14 protein-coding genes are annotated in these 13,706 nt (G+C 64.4%); 8 read left to right on the forward strand and 6 right to left on the reverse strand.

Annotation, left to right across the window (positions count from 1 at the left end; translation table 11 throughout):
- Window positions 1-21 precede the first annotated feature (21 nt).
- The 3 genes from sorA (at window position 22) to ACVIIW_RS03650 (ending at window position 1,938) form a co-directional block, all read left to right on the forward strand.
- Window positions 22-1,221, forward strand: a complete 1,200-nt coding sequence (sorA, locus tag ACVIIW_RS03640) for a SorA family sulfite dehydrogenase catalytic subunit (RefSeq protein WP_456699486.1) — start codon at window positions 22-24, stop codon at window positions 1,219-1,221.
- 11 nt (window positions 1,222-1,232) lie between these two features.
- Window positions 1,233-1,541, forward strand: coding sequence for a SorB family sulfite dehydrogenase c-type cytochrome subunit (gene sorB, locus ACVIIW_RS03645; protein ID WP_456699487.1), 309 nt, complete (start codon window positions 1,233-1,235; stop codon window positions 1,539-1,541).
- Window positions 1,542-1,737: 196 nt separating this feature from the next.
- Window positions 1,738-1,938: a cold-shock protein gene (locus ACVIIW_RS03650; protein ID WP_008134691.1), complete on the forward strand. Its 201-nt coding sequence runs from the start codon at window positions 1,738-1,740 to the stop codon at window positions 1,936-1,938.
- A 168-nt stretch (window positions 1,939-2,106) separates the two neighbouring features.
- Here the strand turns inward: ACVIIW_RS03650 and ACVIIW_RS03655 are convergent, their stop codons facing one another.
- Window positions 2,107-2,568, reverse strand: coding sequence for an Lrp/AsnC ligand binding domain-containing protein (locus ACVIIW_RS03655; protein ID WP_018643717.1), 462 nt, complete (start codon window positions 2,566-2,568; stop codon window positions 2,107-2,109).
- 114 nt (window positions 2,569-2,682) lie between these two features.
- Here ACVIIW_RS03655 and putA point away from each other — a divergent pair, with 114 nt between their 5' ends.
- The 3 genes from putA (at window position 2,683) to ACVIIW_RS03670 (ending at window position 7,804) form a co-directional block, all read left to right on the forward strand.
- Entirely contained in the window at window positions 2,683-5,682 is a 3,000-nt protein-coding gene (gene putA / locus ACVIIW_RS03660; protein ID WP_456699488.1) for a bifunctional proline dehydrogenase/L-glutamate gamma-semialdehyde dehydrogenase PutA, read from the forward strand.
- Between the two features lie 113 nt (window positions 5,683-5,795).
- The gene (locus tag ACVIIW_RS03665) at window positions 5,796-7,001 is read left to right on the forward strand and encodes a CaiB/BaiF CoA transferase family protein (protein WP_456699489.1); all 1,206 of its coding nucleotides are present in this window, start codon (window positions 5,796-5,798) and stop codon (window positions 6,999-7,001) included.
- A 155-nt stretch (window positions 7,002-7,156) separates the two neighbouring features.
- Window positions 7,157-7,804, forward strand: a complete 648-nt coding sequence (locus ACVIIW_RS03670; protein WP_456699490.1) for a glutathione S-transferase family protein — start codon at window positions 7,157-7,159, stop codon at window positions 7,802-7,804.
- Between the two features lie 9 nt (window positions 7,805-7,813).
- Here ACVIIW_RS03670 and ACVIIW_RS03675 read toward each other — a convergent pair whose 3' ends face one another.
- The 3 genes from ACVIIW_RS03675 to ACVIIW_RS03685 form a co-directional block, all read right to left on the reverse strand.
- On the reverse strand, window positions 7,814-7,978 hold the full coding sequence (locus ACVIIW_RS03675; protein WP_456699491.1) for a hypothetical protein: 165 nt from the start codon (window positions 7,976-7,978) through the stop codon (window positions 7,814-7,816).
- Between the two features lie 28 nt (window positions 7,979-8,006).
- Entirely contained in the window at window positions 8,007-9,554 is a 1,548-nt protein-coding gene (locus tag ACVIIW_RS03680) for a hypothetical protein (protein ID WP_456699492.1), read from the reverse strand.
- A gap of 93 nt (window positions 9,555-9,647) precedes the next feature.
- Window positions 9,648-10,664 (reverse strand): hypothetical protein, encoded by a 1,017-nt coding sequence (locus tag ACVIIW_RS03685; protein ID WP_456705079.1) that lies wholly within the window; start codon window positions 10,662-10,664, stop codon window positions 9,648-9,650.
- 280 nt (window positions 10,665-10,944) lie between these two features.
- Here ACVIIW_RS03685 and ACVIIW_RS03690 point away from each other — a divergent pair, with 280 nt between their 5' ends.
- Entirely contained in the window at window positions 10,945-11,316 is a 372-nt protein-coding gene (locus tag ACVIIW_RS03690) for a cyclic nucleotide-binding domain-containing protein (RefSeq protein ID WP_456699493.1), read from the forward strand.
- The gene (locus ACVIIW_RS03695) at window positions 11,313-12,125 is read left to right on the forward strand and encodes an MBL fold metallo-hydrolase (protein ID WP_456699494.1); all 813 of its coding nucleotides are present in this window, start codon (window positions 11,313-11,315) and stop codon (window positions 12,123-12,125) included. The genes ACVIIW_RS03690 and ACVIIW_RS03695 overlap by 4 nt, the downstream gene beginning before the upstream one ends.
- Before the next feature lie 63 nt (window positions 12,126-12,188).
- On the opposite strand, the gene ACVIIW_RS03700 is transcribed toward ACVIIW_RS03695, so the two are convergent.
- Both ACVIIW_RS03700 and ACVIIW_RS03705 read right to left on the reverse strand, forming a co-directional pair.
- Window positions 12,189-12,686 (reverse strand): TPM domain-containing protein, encoded by a 498-nt coding sequence (locus tag ACVIIW_RS03700; RefSeq protein ID WP_456699495.1) that lies wholly within the window; start codon window positions 12,684-12,686, stop codon window positions 12,189-12,191.
- Window positions 12,687-12,688: 2 nt separating this feature from the next.
- Window positions 12,689-13,576 carry a TPM domain-containing protein gene (locus ACVIIW_RS03705; RefSeq protein ID WP_456699496.1) on the reverse strand — a complete coding sequence of 296 codons (888 nt, stop codon included), beginning with the start codon at window positions 13,574-13,576 and terminating at the stop codon, window positions 12,689-12,691.
- Window positions 13,577-13,706: the final 130 nt, after the last annotated feature.

A 13,706-nucleotide genomic window follows, 5' to 3' on the forward strand; every position in this document is an offset into this window, starting at 1 on the left:
AAAGCTCCGGGAGGAGACGACATGTTCGACCGACGCGACCTGCTGAAAGGAGCGGGTTTTGCCGCACTGACGGCCACACTGAATTCAACCAGGGCACTGGCTCTCGACTCGGTCACCCTGCCGTTTGCCAATGGCGAGCGGCCGCTGGTGAAATATCCCCAGAAGCGGCCGATGATCGGGCTCACCAGCCGGCCGCCGCAGCTCGAGACGCCATTCGCGGTGTTCAACGACGGCCCTATCACGCCGAATAACGCGTTCTTCGTGCGCTACCACCTCGCCGGCCTGCCCTACGATCTCGACCCTGACAAGTTCACGCTCGAGGTCAAGGGCAAGGTCGACAAGCCGCTGAAGCTGTCGCTGAAGGACATCAGGAAGATGAAGGCGACCGAGATCGTCGCCGTCAACCAGTGCTCCGGTAACAGCCGCGGCTTCTTTGAGCCGCGCGTCGCCGGCGGCCAGCTCGCCAATGGCGCGATGGGCAATGCGCGCTGGCGCGGCGTGCCGCTGAAGACCGTGCTGGAAATGGCGGGCGTGCAGACCGGCGCCAAGCAGGTCGTGTTCGGCGGCGTGGACGGGCCGGTCAGCGACAAGACGCCCGACTTCGCCAAGGCGCTCGACCTGGATCACGCCACCGACGGTGAGGTGATGCTGGCCTATGGCATGAATGGCGAGGACCTGCCGTTCCTCAACGGCTTTCCGCTGCGCCTGATCGTGCCGGGCTATTACGGCACCTACTGGGTCAAGCACCTCAACGAGATCACCGTCCTCGATTCCGTCTATGACGGATTCTGGATGAAGTCGGCCTACCGCATTCCGGATACGCCGGACAATTCGGTCCCGCCCGGCACGGCACCCAAGGCGACGATCCCGATCAACCGCTTCACCATCCGCTCCTTCATCACCAATGTGCCCGATGGCGCCAAGCTGAAGGCCGGCCGCACGACGTTGCGCGGCATCGCCTTCGATGGTGGCAAAGGCATCAAGGACGTGTCCGTCTCCACCGATGGCGGCAAGACGTGGGCCTCCGCCAAGCTCGGCAAGGATCTCGGCAAATACTCCTTCCGCGAATGGAAGCTGCCGGTGAAGCTTGCCGCGGGCCAGGTCGAGTTCAAGGTGCGCGCGACCAGCAATTCCGGTGAGACGCAGCCCGACACGCCGCGCTGGAACCCGGCGGGTTATCTGCGCAATGTCGTCGAAACCGTCCGCGCCAGCGTGGCCTGAGGAGAATGATCATGCAGCGCACCGTTCTCGGCGCCGTTACGCTCGCCGTCACCGCCATGCTGGGTTCGGCCCTTGCAGCACCGATCGACTACAAGACGCCGGACGAGGTCGCGGCCTTCAAGGCTGGGCCCAATCTCGAAGTGGTTCAAGGCAATTGCACCGCCTGCCACTCGTCCGACTACATCGCGACGCAGCCGCCGATGAACGACAAGAAAGCCTTCTGGCAGGCCGAGGTCACCAAGATGATCAAGGTCTATGGCGCACCGATCGACGATGCCGACGTCGGCAAGATCGTGGACTATCTGGCCGCGACTTATTGACGGTGTCAGGGTCAATTGACCGCGAAACGGGCAAAACAGGCAAAAACGCTGCGAAGTTGAGCGAATTTCGGCGAAATGCTGATGTGGTTTGATCTACCAAGCCCGCCTCATTCCGCGTATCCTGTAGGACCGAACCGGCCGGTTGGCGGGGACTGGCGGTTCGTGATCTCGGAGGAAGACCCGCGGAGAAGTCGTTATGGCTAAAGGTACGGTCAAGTGGTTCAACCCGACCAAGGGTTATGGATTTATCCAGCCTGCGTCGGGTGGCAAGGATGTGTTCGTGCATATCTCGGCAGTGCAGAAAGCCGGTCTGTCGTCCCTGAACGAAGGACAGACGGTGGAATACGAAGAGATCGCAAACCGGGGCAAGACCTCCGCAGAGAACCTCAAAGTATAAGCCGCCAGCTCTTGCTGCCTCCCGGGTCAGTCCGGGAGTGAGGCCAAGAAAATTTCAGAAGACGATCCGTGCATTCGACGACAGGCGTTGCGACTGCACACGAAAGGCTATTTGCCTGGAGAAATCGTAGATCAACGCCGCAGCAGTGACAATCGCGACCGCATTTCGTCAGCCCACCGGCAGCGGTGCGTCGCGCTTGATCTCCTCCATCACCGCATAGGTGCGCGTCTCCCGCACGCCCGGCATCGACAGCAGGGTCTCGCCGAGGAAGCGCCGATACGCGGTCATGTCGGCCAGCCGCGCCTTCACCAGATAGTCGAAGCCGCCTGCAACCATGTGACACTCCAGCACTTCCGGCGCGAGTTTCACCGCGCGTGCAAAGCGCTCGAAATTGTCAGGCGTGGTCTTGTCGAGCAGCACCTCGACGAACACGAGCAAGCCCAGGCCCAGCCGGTGCGGATTGAGCCGCGCGCCATAGCCTTCGACGAACCCCTCGCGCTGCAGGCGCTTCAGCCGCTCGCCGATCGAGGTCGGCGACAGTCCGATGCGCTCGGCGAGTTCGACATTGGCGATTCGCCCATCTTCCTGCAAAATCGAGAGGATTTTCCGGTCGATCCGATCGAGTTCCATATTTCACACGACCAATGAGCTGTTGACCTTCATTTTCTAAGGTAGAATGGCTATTTTGTCTATCGAACTACGGTTACGTGGGCCTTATCCTGGTTTTCAGCCACAGGACACGCCATGCCGACCATCCCGCCGCCCTTCTCCGCTCCGTACGCCCCTGACGATGCCGACATCGCTGCACGGCTGTTTCCATCGGCGCATCTCAGCCCCCCGCAGGAAGCGCGGATCGACCGCACCGCGACGCGCCTGATCGAGGCGATCCGCAAGCGCGACGACCGGCTCGGAGGGGTCGAGGACATGCTGCGGGAGTTTGCGCTCTCCACCAAGGAAGGCCTCGCGCTGATGGTATTGGCGGAGGCGCTGCTGCGCGTGCCTGACGCGCGCACCGCCGACCAGTTCATCGAGGACAAGCTCGGCGAGGGCGACTTCATCCATCACGAGACCAAGTCCACCGCATTCCTGGTCAACGCCTCGGCCTGGGCGCTCGGTCTCTCGGCGCGGGTGATCCAGCCCGGCGAGACACCTGACGGCACCATCGGCCGGCTGGTGAAGCGGCTCGGCGCGCCCGCCGTGCGCACCGCCACACGCCAGGCGATGCGGCTGATGGGCAATCATTTCGTGCTGGGCGAGACCATCGAGCAGGCGCTGGAGCGAGGCAAGCCGCGCTCCGGTGAGAGGCCGCGCTACTCCTTCGACATGCTCGGCGAAGGCGCGCGCACCGCTGCGGATGCCAAGCGCTATTTCGATGCCTATGCGAGCGCGATTCTGACGATCGGCAAGGCCGCGGGCAACCATCCCCTGCCCGACCGGCCGGGCATCTCCGTGAAACTCTCGGCGCTGCATCCGCGCTTCGAGGCGATCAGCCGCGACCGCGTGATGGCCGAGCTCGTGCCGCAGCTGCTGGACCTCGCGCAGCGCGCCAAGGCCCACGACCTCAACTTCACCGTCGACGCCGAGGAGGCCGACCGGCTGGAGCTGTCGCTCGACGTGATCGCGGCCACGCTGGCCGATCCCTCGCTTGGGGGATGGGACGGCTTCGGGCTTGCGATCCAGGCTTATCAGAAGCGCGCCAGCGCGGTGATCGATTACATCCACGAACTCGCGCGCGCCCATGATCGCAAGCTGATGGTGCGCCTGGTCAAGGGTGCCTATTGGGACACCGAGATCAAGCGCGCGCAGGAGCGTGGGCTCGACGGTTATCCGGTATTCACCCGCAAGGCGATGACTGACATGAACTATGTCGCCTGCGCCTCCAAACTTTTGAATCTGCGGCCGCGCATCTTCCCGCAATTTGCGACCCACAACGCGCTCACCGTCGCAACCGTGCTCGAGCTTGCCGGCGACAGCTCCGGCTTCGAATTCCAGCGCCTGCACGGCATGGGCGAAGCACTTTATGAGCAGCTCGCCAAGGACCATCCTGAGATCGCCTACCGCACCTACGCGCCGGTCGGCAGCCATCGCGACCTGCTCGCCTACCTGGTGCGGCGGCTCCTGGAGAACGGCGCCAACTCGTCCTTCGTGGCGCAGGCGGCCGATTATCGCGTGCCGGTACCGGCGCTGTTGAAGCGTCCGGTCGATCTCATCGTCCGTCCCGATCACGCGCACCACGCCAGGATTCCGCTGCCGGGCGATCTGTTCGCGCCGGAGCGGCATAATTCAGCCGGCATCGAGTTCGGCGAGCGCGCAGCGCTCGATAGGCTGCTGGCTGACGTCAAGGCCGCGGCGCCCGATCTCAAGCCGGTCACAGATATGACCCTCGAGCAGGCGAGCGCGGCGATCACGGCGGCCGGTGCGGGCTTTGCTGGATGGAGCCGGACGCCTGCGGCGGTACGCGCGGCGGCGTTGGAGCAGGCCGCACATCTGTTGGAAAGCCGCGGCGCGCATTTCCTCGCATTGCTGCAAACCGAAGGCGGCAAGACGCTCGACGACGCGCTCTCCGAGCTGCGCGAAGCCACCGATTTCTGCCGCTATTATGCCGCGCAGGGCCGGAAGCTGTTCGGCAGCGAGACCGCGATGCCGGGCCCGACCGGCGAAAGCAACGCGCTTGCCATGCGCGGCCGCGGCGTGTTCGTCGCGATCTCGCCATGGAATTTTCCCCTGGCGATTTTCCTCGGCCAGGTCACCGCGGCCTTGATGGCCGGCAACAGCGTCGTTGCGAAGCCCGCCGAGCAGACGCCGCGCATCGCGCGCGAGGCTGTCGCCCTGCTGCACGAGGCCGGCATCCCCGCAAGCGCGCTGCATCTCGTCACCGGCGACGGCCGCATCGGCGCAGCGTTGACCGCGCACGCCGATATTGCCGGAATCGTCTTCACCGGCTCGACCGAGGTCGCGCGCCACATCAACCGGACGCTCGCCGCCAAGGACGGACCGATCGTGCCGCTGATCGCGGAGACCGGCGGCATCAACGCCATGATCGCCGATGCCACCGCACTGCCCGAGCAGGTCGCCGACGACGTCGTCACCTCGGCGTTCCGTTCCGCCGGCCAGCGCTGCTCGGCGCTGCGGCTGCTGTTCGTGCAGGAGGACGTCGCCGACCGCATGATCGAGATGATCGCGGGCGCGGCGCGCGAGTTGAAGATCGGCGATCCCTCTGAGGTCGCGACCCATGTCGGCCCGGTGATCGACACTGATGCCAAGCAGCGGCTCGATGCGCATATCGCGCGGATGAAGTCGGAGGCGCGGCTGCACTTTGCCGGCATCGCGCCGGGGGGCTGCTTCGTCGCGCCGCATATCTTCGAGCTGCGCGATGCTGGCCAGCTCACCAAGGAGGTCTTTGGCCCGATCCTGCATGTGGTGCGCTACCGCGCCGAGACGCTCGAACATGTGCTGCAGTCGATCGAGCATGCCGGCTACGGACTCACGCTCGGAATCCATTCGCGCATCGACGACACGATCGAGGCCATTATCGACCGCGTCCAGGTCGGCAACATCTACGTCAATCGCAACATGATCGGCGCGGTGGTGGGCGTACAGCCGTTCGGCGGCAACGGCCTGTCCGGAACCGGCCCCAAGGCCGGCGGCCCGCACTATCTCCCGCGTTTCGCCACCGAGCAGACCGTGACCATCAACACCGCCGCAGCCGGCGGCAACGCAGCGCTGCTCGCCGGAGAGGAGTGAGGCCCGCGAGGGCCGTTGCATCGCGCTGAAACATCGGTCTAATGCGCCTCCACGAGCGACCCGCGGAAATTCCAGCCGGCGGGAAACAACAAGAGCGAGGGAGCAACGCCGCGATGGAAAAAGGAATTTTTGCAGGGCTCAGGGTTCTCGACTGCGCGAGCTTCATCGCGGCGCCCGCGGCTGCGACCGTGCTGTCCGATTTCGGCGCCGACGTCATCAAGATCGAGCCGCCCGGCACTGGGGATCCCTACCGCAATCTGCCCAACCTGCCCGGCTATCCCACCGGCGAGCACAATTATGCGTGGCTGTTGGAGGCTCGCAACAAGAAGAGCCTCGCGCTCGACCTTTCCAAGCCCGAGGCGCAGGCCGTGCTCTACAGACTGGTCGAGGAGGCCGATGTCTTCATCACCAACATGCCGCCGCCGGTACGCGGCCGGCTCGGCATCAGTTATGACCACCTCGCCCACCTCAACGACCGGCTGATCTACGCCTCCTTCACCGGCTATGGCGAGAAGGGCGAGGAAGCCAACAAGCCCGGCTTCGACAGCAACGCCTATTGGGCGCGCTCCGGCCTGATGGACCTCGTCCGCGCCGACACCGACACGACGCCGGCGCGCTCGATCGCCGGCATGGGCGACCATCCCTGCGCCATGGCGCTGTACAGCGCGATCGTCACCGCACTGTATCAGCGCGAGAAGACCGGCAAGGGCTCTCATGTCGCCTCCAATCTGATGGCGAACGGGGTGTGGGCGGCGAGCGTGCTGGCCCAGGCAAAGCTGTGCGGCGCCAAGTTCAGCGAGCGGCGGCCGCGCGAGCGCGCGCTCAACGCTGTTGCCAACCACTACCAATGCAAGGATGGTCGCTGGCTGATACTGTCGCTGCTCAACGAGGAGAAGCAGTGGCCGACACTGGCCACATGCCTGGGGCGGGAGGACCTGATCAACGATCCGCGTTTCGCCACCAAGCCCGACCGTCACGCCCGCTCGATCGAGTTGATCAAGATCTTTGACGAGACCTTTGCGACGAAGGACCTCGCCGAATGGCGCAAGATCCTGGATGGCAACGGGCTGGTGTTCGGCATTGTGGGCATTTTGGACGACATCCCTGACGACAAGCAGATGCTCGACAACGAGGTGCTGGTGCCGTTCGAGAACGACGGCATGCTCACCATCAACTCGCCGATCTGGATCGACGGCACCAAGAAGGTGCAGCCGCGCAAGCCGCCCGACGTCGGCGAGCACAGTGACGAGATTTTGCGCGGCGCGGGATATGACGAGGCCGCGATCAAGCAGCTGCGGTCGAAGGGAGCTGTGGGGTAAGGGGGCGCATCGCGCTCACCCCGTCATTGCGAGCGCAGCGAAGCAATCCAGAAGCCCACCGCGAATGCATTGCTGGATTGCTTCGCTGCGCTCGCAACGACGATGCCGCACTATCGCGATATAGTCTCACGGCAAATTCGTCTCCGTGAGGTCCCATGCCCGCCTATCGCCTGCACTACTTCCCCGAATCCGGCAACAGCTACAAGCTGGCGCTGATGCTGACGCTTTGCGGCGAGACGTTCGAGCCTGTGTGGACCGATTTCGCCGGCGGGGTCACGCGCACCGCGGAATGGCGCAAGGCCGTCAACGAGATGGGCGAGATTCCCGTGCTCGAAGTCGACGGCGTGAAGATGACGCAGACGGCGCCTCTTCTCCTCAAGCTTGCCGAACAATATGGCCGCTTCGGCGCCGCGACGGAAAGCGAAAAATACGAGCTGCTGCGCTGGCTGTTCTGGGACAACCACAAACTCACCGGCTACATGGCGACTTACCGCTTCATGCGAGCCTTCACCCAGAAGAACGATCCGCAGGTGCTGAAGCATTTTCGCCGGCGGCTCGATGACTTCCTCGGCATTCTCGACGGACATCTCCAGAACAACGCGTTCGCGATCGGCAGCAAGCCGACTGTGGCAGATATCTCGATGATGGCCTATCTGCACTACCCGAGCGACGAGCACCGCTTTGATTTCGCCGCAAGCCATCCTGCCGTCCACGGCTGGCTCGGCCGCATGGCCGCGCTGCCCGGTTGGAAGCCAGCCTATGAGCTGCTTCCGGGGAAGCGGATGACGAATTATGCGAAGTGAAGGCGCCTCTTACCTCAGCGCCAGCCAGCCGAGCGTGAACAGGATGCCGCCAATGATGACGACGACCGCGACCGCCCAGGCGCTGACGCGGATGCTGCCGGTGACCTGTTTAGCTTCCTCGTTGCGCGCGATCTCGCGATTGCGCTCCTTGTTAGCGTCGCGGGTGTCCGTCATGGGTCATCCGAACCGGTTGGGGGCGGGCCTAACGCGTCTTGATGAAGCACATGCCAATGCGGCTCGAGGCCGCCGCAGGCTGACAGGTGAGACCTTTAGCACAGGTCCATGACGTAAAACTCTGATCCGGCGTTCCCGATCCCTCGTTTTGCAGGGAACAATGGGCGCCCCAGCCGTCCAAATATTCGGTGCCGGCGAGTTCCTGGGCGCCGCGGGTCTGCGGCCGGCCGGCAAATCCGCGCGAAAAATCAGGGCGTTTGCCGGCTGCGAACGCTGCCAGGATGTCGCGGCGGCGGAGCTGGTCGCCGAAGAAATGCGGCGAGGCCGGCACGATGGTCGAATTTGAAGCCCCCTCCGTCAGCCAGTCCACACCAGGAAAATGGAAGCCGCCGATGCCGCGGGTCTGGTGGCAGCCCGAGCAGGTAACGTCATTGAGACGGCGCTGGAAGCCTGCGACCGAGCGGATGTTTTCCATGGTGATGCCGCGCGCCGCCGCCTGCTTCAGCGCACCGACGACGTCATCGTCCGCGAAGATGGGATCGTTGCCCTCGCCTTTTTCTTCCCCCTGCATCATGCCGAACTCCGGCTGCAACGGGGAGGCGTCGAGGCCCGCAGGAGTTGGTGCCACGGCAGCTTTGGCGAGATATTTCTCCGGGATCAGCACGGTGCCCCGATCGAACTCGCGAAGATTCGCCGATGACAGCAGCCAGGCCTTGAAGTCGCGCCGGAGCGCGTCATCCGCGAGGATGCGGTCGCGATCGATCTGGTTCTCCAGCGTCGATTCCTCGAAGATCTTGGTCGCGCCGTCGTATTTGAACACCTTGAGCAGATAGTCGGAGCGGAAATCGTGCAGTGCCGATTTGGGTGAGATCGAGATCTGGATGTTGGTCTCGACGCGGTCGAGCATGGCATCGTAAGGCGCGGCGCGGCTGCCGATCAGCCCCTGCCAGTCGCCATTGCCGAGCCAGCGCCGCGCGACTTCGACACAGGTGACAGGCTTGCCGCTCTGATCAAGCTGGCGCGCATCGCGTGCCTTCATCACCAGATTGAACGTCATCGGCAGGCGCGTCGCGGTGTTACCGCCATCCGGTTTGGTGTCGAACCGCACCAGACGATAGATCAGGCGGATCTCGCCGCAGGACTCTTCCGACACATAGGCGCGGTCCATGCGGTTGACGATGCCCGCCAGCACGAAGCGGGTATTGGCCGACTTCAGCGCCGCCCGATCGAACAGCTGGACGTCGAAACCCTCGCCGACGCCGATGGTCTCGCTCGGCGAAGCCCGCTTGTGCCGGGCGATGTAACGATCGAACTCCGCATCGATCGCCGGCGGAATCTCCTCGAGCTGTGACAGTGATGTGAACAGCAGGTCGCTCGTCAGCGGAGCATTCGCGTTGCGCTCGGGCTGCAACAGGCGGGAGATCGACAGCGCACCGCTCCGGTCGAGCCTGCGCAGGAGATCGGGATCAGTCATCGCGGTGCCGCGTGCGAGCGGCGCGTTCTCTGCTGCCGAGAGCGACATGATGCTGCCGGACCACATGGCGGCAGCCAGGAGAATTCGCAGCGCGCGGCTCATGCCTCCACTAACACCGCGGACGACAGCCTATTCAAGTGAAAAGGCGCTTCACGCGGTGGTGAAGCGCCTCGTCGAAATTGAGATATCGGACGCTTAGCGGCCGACGATCAGGCCCTTGCTGGTGACGACCACCCAGCGCCCATCCTGACGGCGGATCGCGTCGACGCGGCCGATTCCGGGGATGGGATCCCCGGCATAGACCTCGTACAGGCCACTCCGGCCTTCGATCAGCGCGCCGCCGTTGGCGACGTCGCGCAGCCTCCAACCCTCGATCGTCGGCAGGCGGCCGACTTCGGTCTTGGGCGCAGCAGGCACGGGAGCCGCCGCAGGAGCAGCCGTCGCAACCTGGGTCGGGGCCGGTGCTGCTATCGTGCCGGTGGTTTCCTTGGCGGGCGCCACGGCGGCAGCCTGCGCAGGGGCGGACGGCGGCGTGGCACGGAGCTTGTCGACGGCCTCGGACAGCTTGGCGAGCCTGGCCATCGGCTCCGCCTGCGCCTTCTCGAGCTTGTCGAGACGATCATTGGCCCGGTTGATCTGGCTGAGGCCATTCTTCGAGCTGTGCTCGACATTGGCCTTGAGCGCGACGATGTCGGCGTCGATCCGGGAGATGGACGCATCCAGCGCGCTGGTATCGGCGACCTGCGCCGGTGCCGGACCGGCGAAATGCATCATGCCGGCGGTCGCGAGCGCGCCGCTGACGGCGCCGACGCAAGCCGCGATCGCGACGACCGCGGCCATCGCCGAAAGGCGACGCTTGCCGGCAGTATCCCGCACCTCGTCAGCCTTCACATGCGGGGCGAACTCTTCGCGCTCCCACGACTGCTCCGGGGGCGCCATGACGATGAGCTTGCCGGGCTTTGGCTCCGCCTTGGGCGCGACCTTGGGCTCCGCCTTGGGCTCGGGCTCGAGTTCAGCCTTGGGTTCAGCCTTACCCTCGAACTTCGGGACCACGATCCGGGGCGGCTCGACGGCCGGGGCATCTGCTTTGGGCGGCGTCTCATGGTCGGGGGCGATCGAAGGGGCATCGATGCCGGCGGCAGCCTCGACGGCCGGCGGCACGGCTGCTCCGGCGGCATCTGCGGCGCTGTCCTGGCCAGCCAGTTCGGGCATGGGTTCGCTCACGGCTCAAATACTCCAGTCTCGGTTGACCTTTTGGTAACTTTCATTGCTTGCGAATTCCTTACCTCGGGACCCGCTTACCGAAATTTTAGGAACTCGTCCGGGGCCGAATTGGGTCGGGAAAGTGGAACCCGCGTGGCCGGCATGAAACAATTTGTAACCGGATGAAGATGAACGGCGGAGCAATGGCCGGAACGGCCGGTGTTTGCCCGTGACCGTTCCCCGGTTAACATGGGCCGTCCCGTCAGCCAGAAGGCGTTTGGGGGGTGCCATGACAATCGAGAAATGCATCAACGCGTTCGGTGTCGATGACGTCATCTTCGAGGAGGGCTCGACCGGCCGCGAATTGTTCGTCGTGCTCGACGGCGAGGTCGAGATCGCCAAACTCGACGGCGCCCGCAAAACCAGCATCATCAAGCTCGGCAAGGGCGAGTTCTTCGGCGAGATGGCCGTGATCGACGGCTCGGCCCGCTCGGCGACCGCGATCGCATCGGCGCCTGATACGAAGGTGATGCGGATCAACCACGCGCGCTTCGTCTATCTCGTCAGCCAGCAACCGGCGTTTGCGCTGATGGTGATGGACGCATTATCGAAACGCCTGCGCGCTTCCAACGCCGTCACCTACCGGGCGGCGCAATCATGAGTGAGCGCAAGCCGACCGCATTCCCGATCCTGATGAAGAACGACGTCTGCTCGCTGATCCAGGCGGCCGATGACGTCTACCAGATCCGCTTTTTCAACCGCGCTGCCAACGCTTATCTGGTGCGCGGCTCGGCACGCACCATCCTGATCGATGTCGGCCTGTCCTCCAACTATCCGGCGATGGCCGAGTGCCTGAGCTTCGCCGGATGCCCGCCCGAGAAGATCGACATGGTGGTGCTAAGCCACGAGCATCTCGACCATATCGGCGCGGCCTGGCACTTCAACGAGCGCCGCACCTATGTGGCTGCCCATCGTCTGGCCGCCAACAAGATCATGCTGCGCGACGATTTCTCGATGCTGCGCAAGATGTTCAACGAGCCGAACGTGCCTATCAATATCGACATCTGGCTCGAGGAGGGCAACCTGATCGACCTCGGCAATTTCCGCCTCAATGTGATGTACACGCCGGGCCATACCTCGGCCTGCATCACGCTGTTCGAGCAGGATAAGGGCTTGTTGTTTGCCGCTGATACCTTGATGCCCGGCGGCGTGATGGGCGGCGTGTTCGGCTCCGGCAGCATCTCCGACTACATCCAGTCGCTGGAGCGCATCAAGGGGCTGAACACCAAGATCCTGCTGTCCGGGCACGGAAGGCTGTCCGACACACCGCAGGAAGACGTGCGCATCGCGATTGCGCGATCACACGGCCTCTTGGAAGACACCACGCAATTGTTCGAAGCGCTCGATGCACGATCGAACTTCGAGCCGATCATGCAGTCGGTGCGGGATTTGAACAAGCTGGATGATTGAACACGCAGGCGCATCTGCCAATGCGTCATTGCGAGCGCCGCGAAGCAATCCAGACTGCCGCGATCACATCACCACCGGCGCATCCGGCAGCTCGTTCGGATGTGGCCCCGCGGGCGGATAGTACTTCGCAAGCTCCCGCGACACCGCCTCGATGCCGGAGACCACGCCGCGCTCGAATCGGCCCGCGCCGAACTCGGCCTCCATCGCACGGCAGATCGCCTCCCAGCCCGCGGCACCAACCTTCGCATCGATGCCGCGATCGGCGATGATCTCGACATCGCGGTCGGCGAGCAGCAGATAGATCAGCACGCCATTGTTGTGCGCGGTGTCCCAGATCCGCAGATGCGAGAACAAATCGAGCGCGCGTTCGCGAGCGTGCTGATTGCGGAACAGCGGCCGGCCGTCGAGCGCACCTTCCACGACGAACCGGACCTGACCGGAATGCGTCCTCTCGCTTTGCTTGATCGCCCGCTCGATGCGCTCGAGCACACTTTTCGGGAACACTTGCCTCGCACGCCAGTGGTGCTGGAGGAGATGCCTGGTGATACGTCCGATGCTCATGACTACCAGCTCCCCGAGGCGCCGCCGCCACCAAAGCTGCCGCCGCCCCCGCTGAAGCTGCCGCTGTCACTGGACGACGATCCGCTGCTCCAGCCGCCCGACGAGGAGCCGCTCGACCAGGAACCACCGCGCGACGACCCCGTCGATGCCGGAAACAGATCGGCGATGAAGGACAACACGAAGGCGATGATTCCGGCGAGCAAGGCCAGCACGCCGGATCCGAGGATGAGCAGCGCAAGAAGGCCAATCATGCTGCCCGTCGCGACCGAGCCCAGCAGCCGCCCCAGCAGTGCGCGCAAGAATCCGCCGACGACGAGCGAGGCAAACAGGACAAACGGAACAGCCGGCCCGATATCATCCAGATTGGCGAAATTCACGCTGCGCGAAGGAGCCGGCAATGGCTCGCCGTCGACGACGCGCATCATCCGCTCCGCGCCGGCCGAGATGCCGCCGGCGAAATCACCGTCCCTGAATTTCGGCGTGATGACCTCATCGATGATCCGCCGCGAGGTCACGTCGGTGAGCGCCCCTTCGAGGCCGTAGCCGACCTCGATGCGCAAGTGCCGGTCGTTCTTGGCGACGACGAGAATCGCGCCGTCGTCGACCTTCTTGCGGCCGATCTTCCAGGCTTCAGCGACACGGATCGAGAACTGCTCGATCGTCTCCGGCTCCGTCGTCGGCACGATCAGCACGGCGATCTGGCTGCCCTTGCGCGCCTCGAAATCGCTGAGCTTCTGCGACAATGCGGCGATGTCGCCGCTCGACAACGTGCCGGTCCGGTCGACCACGCGGCCGGTCAGTTGCGGGATGGCGACGTCGGCCGCGGCGGGGAGGACGAAGGCAAGGAAAAGCGTCGCCACAATCGTTGCGCGCCACACACTCAGTGTCATCGCCCCCCTTGACCGGGCGAACCAGTATTCCAGAGACGCCAGCGCGGTCCGGAAAGGCCGCGGCGTACTGGATTCCCCGCTTTCTCGGGGAATGACAGCAATGGGTGGGGCGCGCATCGGGGACGAACGC

The organism is Bradyrhizobium sp. USDA 4449 (assembly GCF_054056275.1).

Bases quoted from the DNA above. Each gene is read 5' to 3' on its own strand.
- sorA (WP_456699486.1), top strand. From the start codon at position 22: ATGTTCGACCGACGCGACCTGCTGAAAGGAGCGGGTTTTGCCGCACTG.
- sorB (WP_456699487.1), top strand. From the start codon at position 1,233: ATGCAGCGCACCGTTCTCGGCGCCGTTACGCTCGCCGTCACCGCCATG.
- ACVIIW_RS03650 (WP_008134691.1), top strand. From the start codon at position 1,738: ATGGCTAAAGGTACGGTCAAGTGGTTCAACCCGACCAAGGGTTATGGA.
- ACVIIW_RS03655 (WP_018643717.1), bottom strand. From the start codon at position 2,568: ATGGAACTCGATCGGATCGACCGGAAAATCCTCTCGATTTTGCAGGAA.
- putA (WP_456699488.1), top strand. From the start codon at position 2,683: ATGCCGACCATCCCGCCGCCCTTCTCCGCTCCGTACGCCCCTGACGAT.
- ACVIIW_RS03665 (WP_456699489.1), top strand. From the start codon at position 5,796: ATGGAAAAAGGAATTTTTGCAGGGCTCAGGGTTCTCGACTGCGCGAGC.
- ACVIIW_RS03670 (WP_456699490.1), top strand. From the start codon at position 7,157: ATGCCCGCCTATCGCCTGCACTACTTCCCCGAATCCGGCAACAGCTAC.
- ACVIIW_RS03675 (WP_456699491.1), bottom strand. From the start codon at position 7,978: ATGACGGACACCCGCGACGCTAACAAGGAGCGCAATCGCGAGATCGCG.
- ACVIIW_RS03680 (WP_456699492.1), bottom strand. From the start codon at position 9,554: ATGAGCCGCGCGCTGCGAATTCTCCTGGCTGCCGCCATGTGGTCCGGC.
- ACVIIW_RS03685 (WP_456705079.1), bottom strand. From the start codon at position 10,664: ATGCCCGAACTGGCTGGCCAGGACAGCGCCGCAGATGCCGCCGGAGCA.
- ACVIIW_RS03690 (WP_456699493.1), top strand. From the start codon at position 10,945: ATGACAATCGAGAAATGCATCAACGCGTTCGGTGTCGATGACGTCATC.
- ACVIIW_RS03695 (WP_456699494.1), top strand. From the start codon at position 11,313: ATGAGTGAGCGCAAGCCGACCGCATTCCCGATCCTGATGAAGAACGAC.
- ACVIIW_RS03700 (WP_456699495.1), bottom strand. From the start codon at position 12,686: ATGAGCATCGGACGTATCACCAGGCATCTCCTCCAGCACCACTGGCGT.
- ACVIIW_RS03705 (WP_456699496.1), bottom strand. From the start codon at position 13,576: ATGACACTGAGTGTGTGGCGCGCAACGATTGTGGCGACGCTTTTCCTT.